This window comes from Williamsia serinedens (genome assembly GCF_024171725.1).
GTDB lineage: Bacteria > Actinomycetota > Actinomycetes > Mycobacteriales > Mycobacteriaceae > Williamsia_A > Williamsia_A serinedens.
The window spans coordinates 37,806-57,284 of the sequence record NZ_JAMTCG010000006.1; the positions used below are offsets into that span (position 1 = coordinate 37,806).

Here is a 19,479-nt window from a genome sequence, read left to right on the forward strand (position 1 = left end):
GCATGCGGTGCGGCCGGTCAGAACAACGTCGGCTCGCCGAACCCGGCGACACCCTCCGCGGCCAGTATCGATCTCTTGGTCGCGACACCGCCCGGCGCGGAGAACCCGCCGATCTCGGTGCCCGCACCGAGCACCCGGTGACACGGCACGACGATCGGGAAGGGGTTGCGTCCGAGCGCCCGGCCGACGGCCTGCGCCGCTCCCGGAGCCCCGACCCTGGCCGCGACCTCGCCGTAGGTGAGCACCGCCCCGCGCGGGATGGCGCGCAGCACGTCGTACACGCGCCGGTCGAAGTCGGGCAGGTCGTCGTCGGCGACCACCACGTCGAGCAGGTCGACGTCCTGTCCGGCCAGCAGGGCGGACATGCGATCGGCGACGTCGACGATGCCGTCCGGCGGGTCCGCGACCGGCACGTCCAGGTGGGAGACGACGGCCGCGGCGTCCCGGTCGGGCAGGGCCACCGCGGTCACGCGACCCTCCCCGTCCCAGGCGACACCGCAGGGCCCCAGGACGGTGTCGACGACGTGGCACCCGACCGACGCCGTCACCGCGACACGGTCTTCATGAACGGCGCCGGGTAGCCCGGGGTGGCCTTCACCGGGCCGAGCCATGCGGCCATCTCCTCAGCCCGACGACGGAGCCCGGCGGCCGCGCGCCGGGGGATCGTCTCCAGCAGGTGCAGTCCCACACCGCCGTCCACCTCGCGGTACCACCCTCCGACGATGTGACCGTCCCACCACACCGTCTGGCCGCCGTTGCCGTTGCGGTCGAACAGGTGCTCACCGTGCGGGGCGAGGTACCAGTCGCGCTGCTTCCATCCCATCGTCGTCGGGTCGAGTTCGGGCAGCAGGAACCCGTCGCGGTCGACGGGCTCGACCGGTTCGAGGTCGTCGGGGAGGAGATACCCGACCGCCCACTCCCCCGGTCCGGTCTCGACGTCCACCTCGACCGCCCCGACCGTCGCGAGCGCCTCGCGCACAGCGGCTTTCGTCGACCCGAGCCACCACACGATGTCCGTCTCGGTACCCGGCCCGAAGGCACGCAACCACCTGCGGACGAGCGCCGCGTGGCCGTCGGCGACGGTGCCGTCGGGGATCGGGCCACCGAGCCAGTGCTCCATCGCCGACCACCGTGGCCGTGACACGTGCCAGCCACCGGTGTTGACCCCGCGGACGATCTGCCCTGCGGCACTCATCATGTTCAACACGCGCGGTCCCATGGGGATGGACCCGCCCCAGCTCTTGTCGCCACCCACCGACACCCGGCCGTCGAGCTGCGGGAGTCTTTCGCGCAGTTCGGCCGACGTCGCGTCGGAGCCGTCCGCGAGGTGGTCGCGGACGGCCGTGGCGGCGGTGTCGATCCACGCCTCGGGGTCGTCGAAGTCAGGACTGCGCCGCAGGTCCCGCAACATGTTGGTGCGTTCCGACGCCGCGACCCGCGGGCCGACGGCGTGCACCGCGTCGGCGAGCGTGTCGCGGTCGAGCACGAACGCGGTACGTCGCATGCAGAGGTGACGGACCAGCGACCGGTCGGCGTAGAGCGCGTGCTCGACGTCGGCCGGGGTGATGCCGTCGATGCGGGCCCAGGCGGCGAGGAACACCGTCGGCGGGCACGTGGCGTGCAGGGCGACGATGTCCCCGGCGAGCCGGACGACGGCCTCGGGTCCGGAGGAGTCGTCGGCGGACAGCCGCGTCCCGCGCACCAGATGGTGCCGGCGCAGCACCCGGGCGCGGCGCTGCGCGATGTCGACGCGGGGCCGCGCGGCGGACATCAGGCCGGCGGGGTGGCCGCGACCGCCTCGATCTCGACCAATTGGTCGTCGTGTGCGAGAACGGTGACACCGAGCAGGGTCCCGACGGGCTTGTGGTCACCGAAGGCCTCGACCACGGCGTCCCACGCGACGACGAGATCGGCCTGCAGACCCTCGGCGACGTAGACCGTCACCTTCGCGACGTCGGTGAGGGCCGCTCCGGCATCGCGCAGCGCAACCTCGAGGTTGGCCATGCACTGCCGCGCCTGCGCCTGCACGTCCCCGGGCGCGACGGTCGCACCGTCGGTGTCGATCGGTGCGGCGCCGGCGGTGAAGATCACCGATCCGGGCGCCGCGGTGGCGGTGTGCGACCACCCGCCCGCGTAGAGGGATCCCGACGCGGCGACACGGACGTGCGACATGGCCTCACCCTACGACGCGCCCCCGACGCCCACGGTGTCGCACGGATCGGACAGCGGGTCGCAGCCGCGGGATAGCGCCGCGTCCCCGGGGCGCAGCAGGCTCACAGCATCCATGTCACACGTGAGGGAGCCCGACGATGAGCGAGCAGCAGGTGCCGGCGACGATCGCCACGGCGTTGTCCGAGGCCGACGAGAGGTTCAAGCAGTTGGACCATGCACTGGCAGCGCTGAGCGATGGTGACCTGCACCGCGCGCACCGGGACGGCGGCTGGACGGTGGCGCAGGTGGTCTCGCACATCTCGATGTGCACGATCCTGTGGCTCGGCGACCTGAAGCGCGTCGAGAACGACCCCGACCTGGACTTCATCTTCCGCGAGGAGGTCGGCCACGACCTCCTCGGCTACCCGCAGCCGACGGTCGAGCTCGCCCGACGACAGCTGGCGAGCACCCGCCGCACCATGTCCACGGCCGCCGGCGCGGTCGGACCCGACGTGCTGGCCCGCACGGTGACCATCCCCGACCTCGGGACGATGACCATCGAGGAGTGGTCGCCGCTGATCATCGGCCACGCCGCCGGGCACGTCGACCAGGCATTCGAGATCATGCGCGACCGCGAGCTCGCCGTCGGGGTCGTCGCGTGAAGGCGGCGGTGCTGGTCGGCATCGAGCAGGTCGAGCTGCAGGAGCGCCCCGAACCGGCGGCGAAGCCCGGCTGGGCGGTCGTGCAGGTCGAGTCGGCGTCGTTGTGCGGCACCGACTCCCACCAGTACGACGGCCGGATCGACACGCCGTTCCCGCGTGTGCCCGGCCACGACTTCTCCGGCCGGGTTGTCGCGATCGGTGACGGCGTCGACACGACCTGGATGGACCAGGCCGTCGCCGTGAAGCCGTCACTGCCGTGCGGCGACTGCCTGGAGTGCGCGCAGGACAAGCCGTTCGACTGCAAGAAGAAGAAGCTCATCGGCCTGTGGTCCGACGGCTGCATGACCGAACGCATCGCCGTCCCGGTGGTCAACCTGATCCCGCGCCCCGACGGCGTCGAGGCGTGGCAGGCATCGCTCCTCGAGCCGATCGCGGTGGGACTCAACACCGTCGACCGCCTGCGCATCCTGCTCGGCGAGACGGTCGTCGTCCTGGGACAGGGGCCGATCGGTCTCGCACTGACCCGGTTGTGCGCGCTGTCGGGCGCCGGGCGGCTGATCGTCACCGACGCGCGCGAGGCGCCGTTCACGGTGTCCCGGGCCTACGGCGCCAGCGACTGCCTCGACGTCACGCAGGTCGACGCGAAGAAACGCATCCTCGAGCTCACCGACGGCGTCGGTGCCGACATCGTCATCGAGACGTCCGGTTTCCCGGCGTCGTCGGCGATGGTGCTCGACCTGGTGCGCAAGGAGGGCAAGGTCGCCCACATCGGCTGGGCCAACGACCTCCCGCCGCTGCCCGTCATCCCGATCATGGCCAAGACGCTGACGGTGTTCGGCGTCGGCGGCAACGGCGGTCGCGGTCAGTACGAGCGCGCGCTCGAACTGGTCCGCACCGGACGTCTGGACCTCGATCCGGTCGTGACGCACCGCTTCTCGCTCGACGACGTCGCCGAGGCGTTCCGCGTGGCGTCGTCGAAGCAGGACGGTGCGATCAAGGTGATCGTCAACCCCTGACCGCGACCGTCACCCGGCGGCCCGCTTGTACGGGTCGGGCGGGAACCAGCCGCGGGCGACGAGACGCTCGCCCCACGGCTCGAGGTACCCGACGACGCGGTCGAGGTCGCCACCGATCGCCGCGATCGCCGGGGCGACGGAGCGGTCGGTGGCCTCCTCCAGGTCGTGACGAGCCTCCTCGCCGGCCGGGGTGAGCCTCCCGTCGGCCAGCCATCCCCGGTCGGCGAGGGCGGCACCGGCTCCGGCCATCGCTTCGTCGGACCATGCGCGGGACGCCGTGTAGGCCAGCGGATCCCAGCCGACCCACAGTTCGGTGAGATGGTTGGCGGCCACCCCGTCGATCCCCGCGGCGACGAGCGCGGCGAGGTGGCCGTCGCCGCGATGTTCGCGCAGGATCGTCGCGGCGTGCCACACCTGGCCCACCGGGTCCTCGGGCCAGGGCAGCGCCGTGAGTCCCGCGTGCAGCGCGCGGCCGGTCGGGTCCGCGGCGTCACACCCGCGACGGAGGATGGTCGCGATCTCGGCGACCTCCGGCGCGTCGGCGTCGTCGCCCAGCACCGCGCGCAGGGCGGCCACCGCGCCCGACTCCTTCGCCGCGCGGATCGCGGCGAGGTCAGCGACGCCGCGTGCGTCGGCGAGCACCCCGCTGACCAGACCCGGTTCGAACACCCCGAACGCCGCTGCGGCGACGGACGGTTCCGCATCGCCCAGCACGCACGACCGGCTGTAGACGTAGCCCTGCAGGAAGTCGAGACCGAGTGCGGCGTACGCGTCGTACGCGGGCTCACTCCAGAAGCAGACGGTGGCGATCGGCTCCAGCGCATCGCGCAGGGTGCGGGCGGGGCTGGTGAAGCCCAACGGCCGCACCTCCCCCTCACGCGGGGTGAAGAAGGCGGCCTGGGCCTCGGCGTAATCCATGCCCGGCAGCCTGCCCGCGGCCCGTCGTCGGACACCAGAGCTGCGGCGACAGTCTGCGCGCATCGGTCACGACGGTGCAGCCGACGGCTACGGCGTCCCCGTCCGGCTCCGGCACGCTCGACCACGTGGACCCGACCCGAGATCTCGACCCCGACGTCCTCGACCCGCTGCGTCCGCTGGCCGGGCTGCGCGTCGTCGAACTCGGCAACTACATCGCCGCGCCGACGGCCGGACGGCTGTTGGCCGACTTCGGCGCCGAGGTCGTCAAGGTCGAACGTCCTCGGACCGGTGACGAGCTCCGCGTGTGGCGGCTCCATGCCGGCGACACGTCGCTGCTCTACCGCACCATCAACCGCGGCAAGCGCTCGGTCGAGATCGACCTGCGCACCGACGAGGGTCGCGCGGTGGTCCTGTCGCTGGTGGCCTCGGCCGACGCGCTGCTCGAGAACTTCCGTCCGGGCACCCTCGACCGCTGGGGCCTGACTCCCGAGGTCCTCGCCGAGGCGAACCCGGAACTCGTGGTCGCACGGGTGTCGGCGTTCGGCCAGACGGGTCCGATGTCGCAGCGCCCCGGGTTCGCCGCCGTCGCAGAGGGGTTCGGCGGGATGCGCGAACTCGTCGGCGACCCGGACCGCCCGCCGGCGCGCGTGGGTGTCTCGATCGGCGACTCCATCGCCGGGCTCTACGCCGCGTTCGGCGTCACGATGTCGCTCTTCGACCGGGAGCGACGACGCGCCGCCGGCGCCGACGTCGTCACACCGCAGCAGCGCCACATCGACGTCGCGCTGCACGAGGCCGTGTTCTCGATGATGGAGTCGCTCGTCCCCGATCACTCCGCGTTCGGCGTCGAACGACAGCGCACCGGCGGGCGCATGGAGGGCATCGCGCCGTCGAACGCCTACTCCTGTGCCGACGGGGCATCGGTCGTGATCGCCGGGAACGGCGACTCGATCTTCGTGCGGCTCATGCGGACCGTCGGCCGCGACGACCTCGCCGACGACCCCGACCTCGCCGGCAACGCCGGACGGTGGGCGCGCCGCGACGAACTCGACGCCGCCATCGAGGCGTGGACGCGGACGATGCCGCGCACCGAGGTGTTGCAGCGCCTCGACGACGCGTCGGTCCCGGCCGGCCCGATCTACCGCGCGGCCGACATCGTCACCGACGAGCAGTACCGCGCACGGGCCATGGTGCAGGAGTTGCCCGTGGACATCGACGGCGAACAGCGACAGGTCGCGTTCCCCGGGGTCGTCCCCCTGCTGGGCGAGGCGTCGCTGCCGCTGACCCATCCCGGCCCCGACCTCGGCGCCGACAACGACTGGCTGCGGCGCGAGCTGGGCCTCGACGGAGGTGACGCACCGCTCGGCTGACCCGCCTGAGCTGGTCCGATCCGGTACCGCAGGCGTGCCCCGGTAGTGTGATCGGGGTCACCTGAGGGGGAACGTCAGCAATGTATCGGGAGTACCTCGGCGCGGACCAGGTCATGGCCACCCGCAGCCTGGAGGAGGCGCGCGACGCCGTCACGCGTGTCTACCTGCCGCACGACCTGGTCGGTGCGTCCGAGACGCTGGACATGCGGCTCAACGCCGTCAGCGACCAGGTGCTCACGCTGGGATACCTGACCTACCAGGCCGAGACCGAGCTGCGGATGCCCGCGGCGCAGCAGTGGTATCACGTCAACCTGCAGATGACCGGGGAGACCTGGGCGCGGCGCCACGACGGCGGGACCGAGCACACGCCGGCCGGGGCGCGCGGTCTGGTGCTGAACCCGGAGCAGGCGAACACCGTGCGATGGTCACCGGACGCGGAGCAGCTCATCCTCAAGGTCTCGCGCGGCGCGCTCGAGTCGCACCTGTCGAGCCTTCTGGGTCGGCCGGTCACCGAGGTCGTCGACTTCGACTTCGGCCTCGACCTCACCACGCCCGCCGGACAGACGCTGCTGCGGTCGGTGCAGTTCCTCGCCCTGGAACTCGACCGTCCCGGCGGGGTGCGCGACCTGCCCCTGGCTCGGCGGCAGCTGGAGTCGTACGTGCTGACCGCGCTGCTGCAGGCCGGTCGGCACCAGTACACCGACGCGCTGCACGGCCGTGAGGACTCGGTGAGGCTCGGGCGGCTGGCCCCGGTGATCCGTCACATCGAGGAGCACGCCGACACCGAACTCACGCCGGAGTCGTTGGCGCGCATCGCCTGTGTGAGTGTGCGGACGCTGCACGCCGCCTTCGCCGACCAGCTCGGCGAGACGCCGATGGCCTATGTGCGCCGGATCCGACTGGGCCGCGTGCGCTCGGACCTCCTGCACGCCGACGCCCAGCGCACCCGCGTCACCGACATCGCGATGCGGTGGGGGTTCTTCCACCAGAGCCGCTTCGCGCAGCAGTACCGCGAGCAGTTCGGCGAGCTGCCCAGCGTCACGCTGCACAGCTGACGCGCTGCGGGCAGCGGACGCTCGCGGGCAGCGATCGGATAGAGCGGCGCCATGCGCACTCGTAGCGTCGAGTCATGACGATCGCGCCGGGTACCGCCACCGACCTGCAGCACTTCGGGATGTTCATCGACGGGAAGCAGGTCGACGCCCTGTCGGGCCGGACCTTCGAGTCGCAGAACCCCTACGCCGGAGAACCGTGGGCGACGATCGCCGACGGCGGACCGGAGGACGTGGACCGAGCCGTCGCGTCGTCGCGGACCGCGTTCGAGGGTGAGTGGCGCGAGCTCGGCGGGTTCGGCCGGGCGCGGGTCATGCGGCGACTGGCCGACGCCATCACCGACAACGCCGAGCGGCTGGCCCTGCTCGAGGTCAACGACTCCGGCAAGCTGCTGCGTGAGATGCGTGGCCAGTTGAACGGCCTGGGCGCCTGGTACTCCTACTTCTCCGGCCTCGCCGACAAGCTCGAGGGCCGCACCGTCCCGCAACTCGCACCCCAGACCTACTTCGGCTACACCCTGCGCGAGCCGATCGGTGTCGTCGGCGCGATCACGCCGTGGAACAGCCCGCTGCTGCTGCTCACCTTCAAGCTCGCCCCGTTGCTCGCCGCCGGGTGCACCTGTGTCGTGAAGCCGTCGGAGCACGCGCCCGCGTCGACGATCGCGTTCGCCGAGGTGCTGCACGAGGCCGGGCTGCCCGCCGGTGTGCTCAACGTCGTCACCGGGTGGGATCGCTCGACCGGCGAGGCGCTCGCGTCGCACACGGGGATCGACAAGGTCGCCTTCACCGGGTCCACCGCCACCGGGGCGAAGGTGGCGCAGGCCGCCGTCGCCAACATCAACCGGGTCACCCTCGAGCTCGGCGGCAAGTCACCCCAGGTGGTGTTCGCCGACGCCGACCTCGACGCCGCCGCCAACGGTCTGGTCGCCGGTGTGTTCGCCGCGACCGGACAGACCTGCATGGCCGGGTCGCGGCTGATCGTGCACGAGTCGGTCCGCGACGAACTCGTCGCGAAGGTCGTGGCGCGGGCGGAGACGATACTGCAGGGCGACCCCACCCAGGCCGACACGGAGATGGGTCCGGTCGCCAACCAGCCGCAGTACGACAAGGTGCTCGGCTACCTGCAGGGTGCCCGCGACGAGGGCTGGACCATCGCCACCGGCGGCGAACCGAACGACGACCTCGGCGGGCTCTTCGTGAAGCCCACGGTCGTCGTCGCAGAGCACGACGCCACCATCGCGCGCGAGGAGGTGTTCGGGCCGGTGCTCACCGCTTACACCTTCCGCGACGAGGACGAGGCGATCCGCCTCGCCAACGACACCCCCTACGGTCTCGCGGGCGCGGTGTGGACCAAGGACGTCCACCGCGCCCACCGGATGGTCGCCGCGATCAAGGCCGGCACGGTGTGGGTGAACGCCTACCGCGTCGTCGCGCCGAACATGCCGTTCGGCGGCTACGGACTCTCGGGCATCGGCCGCGAGAACGGTGCGGCCGCGGTCGAGGAGTACTTGGAGACCAAGTCGGTCTACATCGAGCTCACCGGCGGCACCCGGGATCCGTTCACGCTGGGCTGACCGCCCGCACGACTTGCCGAGCCCCCTCCCGCGGTCCGTAGCCTCAGCGGGTGAGGCAGCGACGATGAGCGACGACCGGACCCGACGCGAGGTCGGCAGCAACGACGGACCGCTGGAGAACGAGCTCGAACGCAGCTTCTCCACGATCGTCACCGAGGGCGCCGAACGCCTGCACCGCACGACGCGGACCGTGCTCATCACCGGCCTGTTCGGCGGCATCGAGGTCGGCATCGGCGTGATGGCGCTGCTCGCGGTGCTGCACGAGACCGGCAACCACCTGCTCGCCGGACTGGCCTTCTCCATAGGGCTGATCGCGATCCTCCTCGCGCACAGCGAGCTGTTCACCGAAGACTTCCTCATGCCCGTCGCCGCCGTCGTCGCGCGCGACGGCCGCCTCCGCGACCTCGCCAAGCTGTGGGTGGGGACGTTGGCCGCGAACCTCGTCGGCGGGTGGGTGGTGATGCTGATCGTCGTGCACGCGTTCCCCGAGTGGTCGTCGGTGCTGTCGGAGTCGGCGCACCACTTCGTCGACGCCCCGCTGGGTTGGCAGTCGGTCTGTCTGGCGATCCTCGGCGGCAGCACGATGACCCTGCTGACCCGGATGCAGCAGGGCACGGAGTCGATGCCGGCGAAGCTGGCCGCCTGCGTCGGCGCAGCCTTCCTGCTCGCAGGTCTGCAGCTGTTCCACTCGGTGCTCGACTCGCTGCTGATCTTCGGCGCCGTGCTGTCCGGCGCCGACGTCGGCTACGGCGACTGGCTGTCGTGGTTCTGGTACACCGTGCTGCTGAACATCGCCGGTGGCGTGGTGCTGGTGACCGCGCTACGGCTCGTCCGGACAAAGGAACTCGTCGCCGAGGAGCAGCGCGACGGGCGACACTCGGACGCCTAACAGCGCCGGGAACGGTGAAGCAGATCACGGCGTCCGATCGCTCGCGACAGGAACCCGGGCGGGTCCCCGAACCGTTGAGCTCGGTGGGTTTCGCCCGTGGCGCGTCGGGCCATACGGTGTGCGCGGGAACGGCGGGGCCGCTCGATGAGAGCCCCCCGTCGGGATTGAACCGACGACCGCTCGCTTACAAGGCGAGTGCTCTACCACTGAGCTAGGGAGGCGAGGTTTTCGTGCGTGAGTATATCGGCCGGATGATGCGACCCCTGGCCGGATCCCGCCGGGCCACGATCGACACGATCGAGCCGCTCACCTCCGCGCTCTCCCCCCGCAAGCCGGTCGACCTCACCGACGACGCCGCGGTCACCGAGGTGCTCGACCTGGCCATCAAGGTCGGCTCGGTCCTCCTCGACTCCGGCACGGGTGCGATCGACACGCAGACCCAGATCCGTTTCGTCGCAGGCATGTTCGGCGTCGAGCGGTGCGAGGTCGACGTCACGTACAACACGATCGTGGTGAGCGCCCGCCGCGGCTCCGCGCTGCCACCGGTGACCGCGATGCGCACTGTGCACTACCGCTCGCTCGACTTCACCCGCCTCGCCCAGGTCGATCGTCTGATCCGCAAGATCCGCGGCCTCGCGGTCACGCCGTCGGAGGCGCACGCCGTCATCGACGAGATCGTCGCCGCACCCCACCCCTACAAGCGGTGGATCGCGACGGCCGCATGGTCGATGCTGGCCGCGTCCCTCGCCGTCGCCTTCGGCGGTGGCGCGTGGGTCGCAGTGGTCGCCTTCCTCACCACCGCCGTCATCGACCGGGTGAACCGCGTCCTGAACTCCTACGGCACACCGATCTTCTTCCAGCAGGTGACCGGTGGGTTCATCGCCGTGATCCCGGCGGCCGTCGTGTTCCGGTTCTCCGAGAGTCTCGGGGTCGCGGTCGCGCCGACCCTGGTCATCGCCGCCGGTGTGACGGTGCTGCTGTCGGGACTGTCTCTGGTGGGTTCGGTGCAGGACGCGATCACCGGCGCCCCCATCACCGGTGTCGCACGCTTCTTCGAACTGCTCATCATGACCGGCGGCATCATCACCGGCGTCAGCATCGCGCTCCGACTGCTCGAGGCGACGGGCATCATCCTGCCCACGATCACCAGCACCACCTCCCTGGGCATCTCCGACGCACCCGCCCAGATCACCGGTGGCGGCATCGCGGCGGCGGCCTTCGCGCTCGCCAGCTACGCCGAGCGCCGCGCGCTGCCGGTCGCGTTCTTCGCCGGGATCCTCGGCACCGCGGTCGTCGTCCTCGGCGCGATCGTCGGGATCGGGAGCGTCATCGCCTCGGGCGTCGCGGCCGTCGCGGTCGGGTTCCTCGGTGGTCTGCTGGCCCGTCGCGCGCTGACGCCACCGCTGGTCGTCGCGGTCGCCGGCATCACGCCGCTGCTGCCCGGTCTCGCCATCTACCGCGGCCTGTACGGCGTCCTCAACGACCAGACCCTCGACGGGTTCACCGCCCTCGCCGCCGCACTCGGGACGGGCGCCGCGCTGGCGGCCGGCGTCACCTTCGGTGAGTTCATGGCCCGCACCCTGCGTCGGCCCCGCATCCCGACCCGCCGGACACGCGCCCTGTTCGGTGCGCGGTCGGCGTTGCGGCCGAAGCGGTTCACCCGTCTCGACCCCGAGACGCAGCAGCCCGACGAGACCGCGCGCGTGCTCGACACCGACCACCTCATCGAGGTGCACACCGGTGCGCTCAGCGGCATCCGTGAGCGTCTGGAGGCGGAGGCGGCAGCCGATCCCCCACCGCCGGTCGAGCCCCCGCGGGCCTGGAGCGCGGCCCCGCCGCGACCGCTGTCGCAGCGGCACCGTCGGTCGCCGGGCGTCCCCCGCGACCGAGTAAAGTGACACCCATGCCTGCGAAGACCAGCGACAAGACCGAACTCGGCGACGAGGACCTCGGTGCCGTCGCCGACGAGACGGCGAACGCCGCACGTCGCGTCGTCGCCACCTACGCGACCGATGCCGAGGAGTGCCGGATGCTCCTGTCGATGCTCGGTATCGCACTCGACGACAACTGATCAGTGACCGCGACCGGCGAGGATCAGACCGACCGCAGCGCTGACGTCCCCGCGGAGATCGCCGAGACGGCCGACTTCGTCGTCGTCGCCAACCGACTCCCCGTCGACAAGGAGACCCTCCCCGACGGCACCGTGCGGTGGAAGCGGAGCCCCGGCGGTCTGGTGACCGCACTGGAACCGATCCTGCGGTCGCGTACCGGCGCGTGGGTCGGCTGGTCCGGTGTCCCCGACTCCGCCGACAACCCCGTCGTCGACGGCCTGCAGTTGGTGTCCGTGCCGCTCTCGGCGCAGGAGATCAACGAGTACTACGAGGGCTTCTCCAACGCGACGCTGTGGCCGCTCTACCACGACGTCCTCGTCAAACCCGAGTACCACCGCGAGTGGTGGAACGCCTACGTCGAGGTCAACCGGCGGTTCGCCGAGGCGGCGTCGGAGATCGCGTCGCACGGCGCGATGGTGTGGATCCAGGACTACCAGCTGCAGCTGGTGCCGAAGATGCTGCGGATGCTCCGGCCCGACCTGCGCATCGGGTTCTTCCTGCACATCCCGTTCCCGCCCGTGGAACTGTTCATGCAGCTGCCGTGGCGCACCGAGATCGTCGAGGGCCTGCTCGGCGCCGACCTCATCGGCTTCCACCTCCCCGGCGGTGCGCAGAACTTCCTGTACCTCGCGCGTCGCCTCGCCGGCCAGGCGACGTCGAAGGGGACCGTCGGTGTCCGGGCCAAGTTCGGTGTGGTCCAGGTCGGTTTCCGCCACGTCCGGGTGGGTGCGTTCCCGATCTCCATCGACTCCGGCGCACTCGACGCGATCTCGAAGTCGAAGAAGATCCGCGACCGCGCCGCCGAGCTGCGGCGCGAGCTGGGGAACCCGAGGACCATCATGTTGGGCGTCGACCGCCTCGACTACACCAAGGGCATCGACGTCCGCCTCAAGGCACTGTCGGAGCTGTTGGCCGAGGGACGCGTCGACCCCCGCGAGACGGTGATGATCCAGCTCGCCACCCCGAGCCGCGAACGCGTCGACAGCTACATCCGCATGCGGGCCGGCATCGAGCAGCTCGTCGGCAACATCAACGGCACCCACGGCGAGGTCGCGCACCAGGTGGTGCAGTACCTGCACCGTCCCGTCGACCGCGACGAGCTCATCGCCTTCTTCGTCGCCGCCGACGTCATGCTGGTCACCCCGCTGCGCGACGGCATGAACCTCGTCGCGAAGGAGTACGTCGCCTGCCGCAGCGACCTCGGGGGCGCACTGGTGCTCAGCGAGTTCACCGGTGCCGCCGCCGAACTGCGGTCGGCGTACCAGGCCAACCCGTACGACCTCGACGGCGTGAAGGACGCGATCGTCAGCGCGGTCTCGCAGACGCCCGACGAGGGTCGTCGCCGTATGCGGGCGCTCCGTCGTCAGGTCCTCGCGCACGACGTCAGCCGGTGGGCGCAGAGCTTCCTCGACACCCTGGCCACGGTGAACGAGACCACCACGAGCGAGAACCGCGGCATCGACCTCGTCGGCGAGGACGGCGACCCGCGCGAGGACGACTGAACAGCTTCTGCGAGATCGGTGACTGATTGGGACCGTTCACGATGTCGGCCCTAGACTTCACCCGGTGAGTGCCCAGGATCTTGCACCCGAGCTGCGCCGAGCGCTCAAGGACATCGCGCGCACTCCGCGACTGCTCGTCGCCTCCGACTACGACGGGTGCATGGCACCGATCGTCTCGCGCCCCGAAGACGCACGGCCCAACCCGGATTCGGTCCGCGCGATGCGCGCCATCGCCGACCTCGACTCGACCACAGCGGCCGTCATCTCCGGCCGCGCCCTGCGCGATCTGGCGACGCTGTCCCGCCTGCCCGCCGAGGTCCACCTGGTCGGCAGCCACGGCAGCGAGTTCGACATCGGCTTCGTCCACGAGATCGGCCCCGAGGCGCAGGAACTGCTGAGCACCGTCGTCGGCGAACTGCAGGCCATCGCGGTCGACTACGACGGCGTGACCGTCGAGACCAAGCCGGCCAGCACCGCGATGCACGTCCGCAACGCCGACGAGGTCGACGCCGAGGCCGCGCTGCACCGCGTCCGCACCGGCCCGGCCACCTGGGACGGCGTGCAGGTCACCGAGGGCAAGGCGGTCATCGAGCTCGCGGTCATCCGCACCGACAAGGGGCAGGCGCTCGACATCCTGCGCCACCAGGCCGGCGCGGGCGCGGCCATCTTCTTCGGCGACGACGTCACCGACGAGAAGGCCTTCCGGCGTCTGCACGGCCCCGATTTCGGTGTGAAGGTCGGCGACGGTGACACCCTCGCGACCTACCGCGTCCCCGACACCGACCACGTCGCGACCGCGTTGGCGTTCCTGTACGAGGAGCGGCGGGCGTGGCTGCGGGGCGAGAACGCCGCCCCCATCGAGCGGCTGACGATGCTGGCGTCGCCGCGCACCGTCGCACTGGTGACCCCGGATGCCAAGGTCTGCTGGATGTGCCACCCCGAACCCGACGCCGCCGCGCTGTTCGCCAGCCTGCTGGGCACCGTCGACGCCGGCGAGTTCGGCATCCGACCGCACGTCGAGGGCGACCGCCGCGCCCCGCTCCCGCAGAGCCAGCGCTACGTCGACGGCACCATGACCGTGGCGACCCGCTGGGCCGGTCTCGAGGTGATCGACTACCTCCCCCATGACGTCGCACCGGGCCGCACCGACCTCATCCGCGTCGTCACCGGGTCGGCGCCCGCGCTCGTCGAGTTCGCGCCGCGTCCCGAGTTCGGCCAGACCAGCGTGCAAATCGAGCCGGTCGAGGACGGGCTGCGCGTCTACGGCTCCAACGACCCCATCGTGCTGCGCGCGCCGGGTGTGGTGTGGCGCGTCGACACCGAACGCTTCTACCAGCGCGCGACGGCCGTCGTGGACCCCTCGTCGGGGCCGATCGTCTTCGAGTTGCGCTGCGGCACCGACTACATCGGCGAGGAGGAGCGCACGGAGGCGCAGCGCCGCGCGATCGCCGAGGAGCACTGGCGGTCATGGGCCGACGGCCTTGTCCTGCCACCCCGCAAGCCCGACCTGATGAAGCGGTCGGCGCTGACCCTCAAAGGCCTCGTCCACGCCGACTCCGGCTCGATCATGGCCGCGGCGACGACGTCACTGCCGGAGGAGATCGGCGGCGTCCGCAACTGGGACTACCGCTACTGCTGGCTCCGCGACGCCGCGCTCACCGCGTCGGCGCTGGTGTCGGTGGGGTCGCTGCACGAGGCCGAGGGCTACCTGACGTGGCTCTACCGCGTGCTCGGGACCATCAGCGGACCCGAGTGGCTGCACCCCCTGTACACGCTGCACGGCGGGGGCCTGCCGCCCGAGGCCATCATCGACTCGCTGCCCGGATACGCCGGGTCGCGGCCGGTCCGCGTCGGCAACGCCGCGAACCAGCAGGTCCAGCTCGACGTGTTCGGTCCCATCGTCGACCTCATCGGTCACCTGGCCGAGGCGCGCTCCGCCGGTGGCACCGAGACCCCGCTGACCGACGCCGACTGGGATCTCGTCGCCAACATGGTGTGGGCGGTGGAGCGTCGGTGGTTCGAGCCCGACCACGGCATCTGGGAGATCCGCGGCAACCCGCGCCATCACGTGTACTCGAAGGTCATGTGCTGGATGACCGTCGACCGTGCGATCGCGATCGGTGAACGGTTCGGCCGCGAGATCGAGCCCGGGTGGCCGGTCCTGCGCGACGTCATCGCGGCACAGGTCCTCGACCAGGGGTGGAACCCGACGGTGAAGTCATTCACCGCGGCCTACGACGGCACCGACCTCGACGCGGCCACCCTGTTCATCGGTCTGGCCGGGTTGATCTCGCCGGACGACCCTCGGTTCACCCAGACCGTCGAGGCCACCGAGGCCGAACTCCGCAGCGGCGCAACGGTGTACCGCTACCACCACGACGACGGCCTGCCCGGCGGCGAGGGCGGTTTCCACCTGTGCGCGGCGTGGCTGGTCGAGGCGTATCTGCTCATCGGCCGTCGGTCCGACGCCGAGGCGCTGTTCGACCAGCTCGTGAAGGCCGCCGGCCCGACCGGGTTGCTGTCGGAGGAATACGACCCGGTCGCCGAGCGGTCGCTGGGCAACCACCCGCAGGCCTACAGCCACATCGGCTTGCTCCGCTGCGCCGCGCTCCTCGGCGCCTGAACCCGCGGCCAGTTCGCGTTCCCGCGTCGTCCTCGTGAACCCGCGCCGTGCGTGAAGCGGGAACGCCGAGTCGGCGCGGGAACGGGGCCGATCCGACGGACCCGGACCGACGCCCCCTGTACGTTCGATCGGTGACGACCCCCGAGCCGCCTGATCTCCACGACTCCGACTGGCGGATGGACTTCGAACTCAACCGCTACATGTTCGAGGCCTACTGCCTGACGATCGTGACCGACTTGTCCATCGACGAGTTCTTGGCCCTCGTCCCATCCGCGAGGGTCGTCGACGAATGCGACTACGAGACCCTCGAGGACCGAGGGATGGACATCTTCAGCGAAATCGGTGGCGGAGCGGGCCTCCTCCAGGTCGGATCCTCGGTGGTGATGTTCGAGCCGAACGGCTACCGCGGCGTTACGACGGATCTGATGATCGCGGTGTCGATCGGCCGCACGGTGGTGAGCGACCTAGGGAGTCGACGTACCTCAGCGTCGACATCCCGATTCCGGCCTAGGTCCGCGCCCCGTCAGCGAATCCGCGCCGAGCATCGCGCGGATTCGCGAGCACGCCGCGGGAACGCACAACCGCCGCGGATTCACGAGATCGGCGCGGGTTCGTGAGATCGGCGCGGATCAGCCGATGCTGATCTGCTGCTTGCCGTCGTCGATCGGCAGGTCACCGGAGACGGTGGCGATCACCTGCTGGCCGTTCATCGTGATGGTGCCGCGGTGGTTGTCGAGGAAGGCGGTGTCGGCGGCGTCGCGACCGGTCGCGATGCGCACCAGGCTCTGCCGCGGCGCGAGACCGGTCGCGTCGACGACGACCCACCGGTCGTCGATGATCGCCTCGGCGACGGCGTGGAAGTCCATCGGGTCGCAGCCCGGTGCGTAGACCGCGACGAGCCGGGCGGGGATGTTCAGAGCCCGCAGCAGGGCGACGACGAGGTGCGCGTAGTCGCGGCAGACCCCGGCACCGGCGAGGAGGGTGTCCGCGGCGCCGTCGATCGGATCGCTGGACCCGGGCAGGTAGCTGAGCCGTCGGGCGACGAACCGGGTCACCTGCTGCAGCAGGTCCGCCGGGTCGTCGTCGAGGTCGAACTCGCCCGAGACGTACCCGAAGAACTTGTCCGCCTCCGCATAGCGACTGGGGCGCAGGTAGACCGAGCTGTCTCCGACCTCCACCGGGACCGGATCGGCGGGCGAGGTCACCGACGCCGAGTAGTGCACCAGCACCGTGCCCGAGTCGACCGAGAACCGATGGATCCGTGTCCCGCACTCCGCGACGATCTCCGTCGGCGTGACGTGGGAGCCGTCGACGGTGATGGAGAGCGACTCCTCCACCTCGAGCCCGGGCAGCTTCGCGACCGCGATCTGCAGTTCGAGCTCCGTGGCCGCCTCCACGGTGAGGTCGAGCATGGCGGAGACCTCGCGGGGCGGGGTGGTCACGTCGGACACGAGAGCCTCCTGGGCGAGCGGATCGGTTCGGCGTGACTCCCCGACTGCTGCACGGCGTCCACCCTGAGCGCAACCGTAGTGCCGCGCGCGACGATCCGTAAACTCGGTCGGCGTGAGCACCGACACCTCCTCCCCCGACCGTCGCGTCGCCGTCGTCACCGGCGCCAGTTCCGGCATCGGCGCCGCGACCGCGAGAACCCTTGCGGCGCAGGGTTTCCACGTCGTGATCGGCGCCCGCCGCACCGACCGACTGGAGAGCCTGGCCGCGGAGATCGGCGCGACCGCCCGCTCGCTCGACGTCACCGACGACGCGTCCGTCGCCGCCTTCTGCGACGGACTCGACCGCGTCGACGTGCTGGTGAACAACGCAGGCGGCGCGAAGGGGCTGGCGACCGTCGCCGAGGCCGACCTCGACGACTGGCGCTGGATGTGGGAGACGAACGTGCTCGGCACGCTGCGGCTGACCCGCGCCCTGCTCCCCGCGCTGGAGGCGTCCGGCGACGGGCTCGTCGTGACGATCACGTCGATCGCGGCGCTCGAGGCGTACGACAACGGCGCCGGCTACACCTCGGCCAAGCACGCGCAGGGCGTGCTGCACCGCACCCTGCGATTCGAGTTGCTGGGTAAGCCTATTCGCCTCACCGAGATCGCCCCGGGCATGGTCGAGACGGAGTTCTCGCTCGTCCGGTTCGACGGCGATCAGGAGAAGGCCGACGCCGTGTACGACGGCCTCACGCCGCTGACCGCCGACGACGTCGCCGAGGTCATCGGCTTCGTCGCGTCACGACCGCCGCACGTCAACCTTGATCAGATCGTGCTGAAGCCGCGCGATCAGGCCAGCGCCCGCCGCAACGTCCGGACGGGCTAGGTCTCAGCCCGTCGGGCCCTGCGTGGCCGGCTGCGGGGTCGTCGTCGAGATCCCCGACAGCTGCGGGGCACCCGACGGGGTGGCCGGCGCAGACGACTGCGTGACCTCACCCTCCAGCGCTGACATCGACTTCCAGTCGTCCCAGCTGATCGTCCAGTCGTAGATGTCGCCGTCGGCCTGCGACAGCTCGATCCGGGTGTTCGTCACCTCGACCGGGTCGCCGTAGATCGCCGTCTCGAAGTAGCGCTGCGCGTTGTCCAGCGACAGGTTGATGCAGCCGTTGGTGACGTTCGACGACCCCTGCACGCCGGTGGTCTCCGGGTTGGCGTGGATGAACTCGCCGTTGTTGGAGATGCGCACCGCGAACCGCTCGCGGATGTTGAAGTACCCAGCGGCGGGGTTCGACATGTAGAAGTCCTCGTGCTTCTCGCTGACGACGTGGATGCCCGACCGCGTCACGTTGCGGTCGAGGTCACCGCTGCCGTAACTGCACGGGAGCGTCATCAGCACGGATCCGTCGCGGACGACGTCGATCTTGAACGAGGTCGCGTCGGCCTTGACGATCTGCGACCGGCCGATCGTGAAGTCGGAGGTGACGTCGGCGGCACCGTAGGCGCCGTCGCCGTGGTCGAGGCCGTAGAGCTTGCCGACCATCGACACCTTCGTGCCCGGGGCGAAGTACTCCTTCGTCCGCCAGTGGGCACGCGAGCCGTTGTCCTCCGGCAGCCAGGCCCAGCTGCCCTCGGTCTCGGGGGTGGTCTTCACCGTCAGGGCCTTCTCGACGGCCTTCTTGTCGGTGACGGTGGAGTCGAACTTGAGGATCAGCGGCGCCGCGATGCCGACCTCCTGGCCGTCGGCGATGTTGATGACGACGTTGATCTGCTGCTGCGGGTTCAGCGTCGTGAACGACCCCTGCACCGGGACGGTCTTGCGGTCCTCGCCGATGGCCGTGCCCGACCACGTGTACGTGCCGCCGTAGCCCAGGGGCTCGGAGATCGTGTAGGTGGTGCGGTCCTCCGAGAGCGCACCGGTGACGACGGTCCCCCGCTGGTTGGTCAGCTTCACGTCCGGGTTGAGCTGGCCCTTCTCGACCGTGACCGAGAAGGTCGCCGTCGGGCTCGGCGCGTCCTTGTCGTCCAGGGCGGGGGTGAAGGTGAGCTTGGCCGTCGGCTCGGCGCTCTTCGACGCGGCGGCGCCGGTCGTCGAGCTCTTGTCGCCGGTGGAGCAGGCTGCGGCGGCGACACCCGCGGCGCCGACGGCGAGTGCGGCGAGTGCGCCGCGCCTGGTCATCT

The 19,479-nt window shown here is 70.9% G+C and carries 17 protein-coding genes, 1 tRNA gene and 1 pseudogene; 12 read left to right on the forward strand and 7 right to left on the reverse strand.

The annotated features are described in order from the left end of the window. Positions 1 to 17: 17 nt before the first annotated feature. From LX12_RS16025 to LX12_RS16035, 3 genes are read right to left on the reverse strand one after another with little or no spacing between them, the layout of a single operon-like run. The gene (locus tag LX12_RS16025; RefSeq protein WP_253655591.1) at positions 18 to 548 is read right to left on the reverse strand and encodes a methylated-DNA--[protein]-cysteine S-methyltransferase; all 531 of its coding nucleotides are present in this window, start codon (positions 546 to 548) and stop codon (positions 18 to 20) included. Then, complete coding sequence (locus LX12_RS16030) at positions 545 to 1,771, reverse strand: winged helix DNA-binding domain-containing protein (protein ID WP_253655592.1); 1,227 nt, start codon at positions 1,769 to 1,771, stop codon at positions 545 to 547. Before LX12_RS16030 ends, LX12_RS16025 begins: the two co-directional genes overlap by 4 nt. Then, positions 1,771 to 2,172, reverse strand: coding sequence for a RidA family protein (locus LX12_RS16035; protein WP_253655593.1), 402 nt, complete (start codon positions 2,170 to 2,172; stop codon positions 1,771 to 1,773). The genes LX12_RS16030 and LX12_RS16035 overlap by 1 nt, the downstream gene beginning before the upstream one ends. Before the next feature lie 137 nt (positions 2,173 to 2,309). On the opposite strand from LX12_RS16035, the gene LX12_RS16040 reads away from it, so the two are divergent. Together LX12_RS16040 and LX12_RS16045 are read left to right on the forward strand one after the other, a co-directional pair. Next, a complete protein-coding gene (locus LX12_RS16040) occupies positions 2,310 to 2,813 on the forward strand; it encodes a DinB family protein (RefSeq protein ID WP_253655594.1) in 504 nt (167 codons plus the stop codon). Then, positions 2,810 to 3,829 carry a zinc-dependent alcohol dehydrogenase gene (locus LX12_RS16045; protein ID WP_253655595.1) on the forward strand — a complete coding sequence of 340 codons (1,020 nt, stop codon included), beginning with the start codon at positions 2,810 to 2,812 and terminating at the stop codon, positions 3,827 to 3,829. Before LX12_RS16040 ends, LX12_RS16045 begins: the two co-directional genes overlap by 4 nt. A gap of 9 nt (positions 3,830 to 3,838) precedes the next feature. On the opposite strand, the gene LX12_RS16050 is transcribed toward LX12_RS16045, so the two are convergent. Next, positions 3,839 to 4,747, reverse strand: coding sequence for an SCO6745 family protein (locus LX12_RS16050; RefSeq protein ID WP_253655596.1), 909 nt, complete (start codon positions 4,745 to 4,747; stop codon positions 3,839 to 3,841). A gap of 125 nt (positions 4,748 to 4,872) precedes the next feature. Between LX12_RS16050 and LX12_RS16055 the strand changes: the two genes are divergently transcribed. The 4 genes from LX12_RS16055 (at position 4,873) to LX12_RS16070 (ending at position 9,632) form a co-directional block, all read left to right on the forward strand. Next, entirely contained in the window at positions 4,873 to 6,117 is a 1,245-nt protein-coding gene (locus LX12_RS16055) for a CaiB/BaiF CoA transferase family protein (protein WP_253655597.1), read from the forward strand. A gap of 113 nt (positions 6,118 to 6,230) precedes the next feature. Then, positions 6,231 to 7,172: an AraC family transcriptional regulator gene (locus tag LX12_RS16060; RefSeq protein WP_253655598.1), complete on the forward strand. Its 942-nt coding sequence runs from the start codon at positions 6,231 to 6,233 to the stop codon at positions 7,170 to 7,172. Between the two features lie 74 nt (positions 7,173 to 7,246). Further along, positions 7,247 to 8,743, forward strand: coding sequence for an aldehyde dehydrogenase (locus LX12_RS16065; RefSeq protein WP_372505060.1), 1,497 nt, complete (start codon positions 7,247 to 7,249; stop codon positions 8,741 to 8,743). Between the two features lie 64 nt (positions 8,744 to 8,807). Beyond that, positions 8,808 to 9,632, forward strand: coding sequence for a formate/nitrite transporter family protein (locus tag LX12_RS16070; RefSeq protein ID WP_253655599.1), 825 nt, complete (start codon positions 8,808 to 8,810; stop codon positions 9,630 to 9,632). A gap of 149 nt (positions 9,633 to 9,781) precedes the next feature. On the opposite strand, the gene LX12_RS16075 is transcribed toward LX12_RS16070, so the two are convergent. Further along, positions 9,782 to 9,853 (reverse strand) — tRNA-Thr (locus LX12_RS16075). 9 nt (positions 9,854 to 9,862) lie between these two features. On the opposite strand from LX12_RS16075, the pseudogene LX12_RS16080 reads away from it, so the two are divergent. From LX12_RS16080 to LX12_RS16100, 5 genes and pseudogenes are all read left to right on the forward strand, one after another. Next, positions 9,863 to 11,287, forward strand: a pseudogene (locus tag LX12_RS16080) (threonine/serine exporter family protein); the annotation flags it as partial. A gap of 248 nt (positions 11,288 to 11,535) precedes the next feature. Next, the gene (locus LX12_RS16085; protein WP_253655601.1) at positions 11,536 to 11,703 is read left to right on the forward strand and encodes a hypothetical protein; all 168 of its coding nucleotides are present in this window, start codon (positions 11,536 to 11,538) and stop codon (positions 11,701 to 11,703) included. A 57-nt stretch (positions 11,704 to 11,760) separates the two neighbouring features. Continuing rightward, positions 11,761 to 13,245: an alpha,alpha-trehalose-phosphate synthase (UDP-forming) gene (locus tag LX12_RS16090; RefSeq protein WP_253655948.1), complete on the forward strand. Its 1,485-nt coding sequence runs from the start codon at positions 11,761 to 11,763 to the stop codon at positions 13,243 to 13,245. A 64-nt stretch (positions 13,246 to 13,309) separates the two neighbouring features. Further along, positions 13,310 to 15,868 (forward strand): trehalose-phosphatase, encoded by a 2,559-nt coding sequence (gene otsB, locus LX12_RS16095; protein ID WP_253655602.1) that lies wholly within the window; start codon positions 13,310 to 13,312, stop codon positions 15,866 to 15,868. 131 nt (positions 15,869 to 15,999) lie between these two features. Further along, positions 16,000 to 16,485 (forward strand): DUF6461 domain-containing protein, encoded by a 486-nt coding sequence (locus tag LX12_RS16100; RefSeq protein ID WP_253655603.1) that lies wholly within the window; start codon positions 16,000 to 16,002, stop codon positions 16,483 to 16,485. A gap of 12 nt (positions 16,486 to 16,497) precedes the next feature. Here LX12_RS16100 and LX12_RS16105 read toward each other — a convergent pair whose 3' ends face one another. Further along, the gene (locus LX12_RS16105; protein ID WP_253655949.1) at positions 16,498 to 17,280 is read right to left on the reverse strand and encodes a transglutaminase-like domain-containing protein; all 783 of its coding nucleotides are present in this window, start codon (positions 17,278 to 17,280) and stop codon (positions 16,498 to 16,500) included. Between the two features lie 151 nt (positions 17,281 to 17,431). Here LX12_RS16105 and LX12_RS16110 point away from each other — a divergent pair, with 151 nt between their 5' ends. Continuing rightward, positions 17,432 to 18,187 (forward strand): SDR family NAD(P)-dependent oxidoreductase, encoded by a 756-nt coding sequence (locus LX12_RS16110; RefSeq protein WP_253655604.1) that lies wholly within the window; start codon positions 17,432 to 17,434, stop codon positions 18,185 to 18,187. Positions 18,188 to 18,190: 3 nt separating this feature from the next. Here LX12_RS16110 and LX12_RS16115 read toward each other — a convergent pair whose 3' ends face one another. Beyond that, a complete protein-coding gene (locus LX12_RS16115; protein WP_253655605.1) occupies positions 18,191 to 19,477 on the reverse strand; it encodes a L,D-transpeptidase in 1,287 nt (428 codons plus the stop codon). Positions 19,478 to 19,479 lie beyond the last annotated feature (2 nt).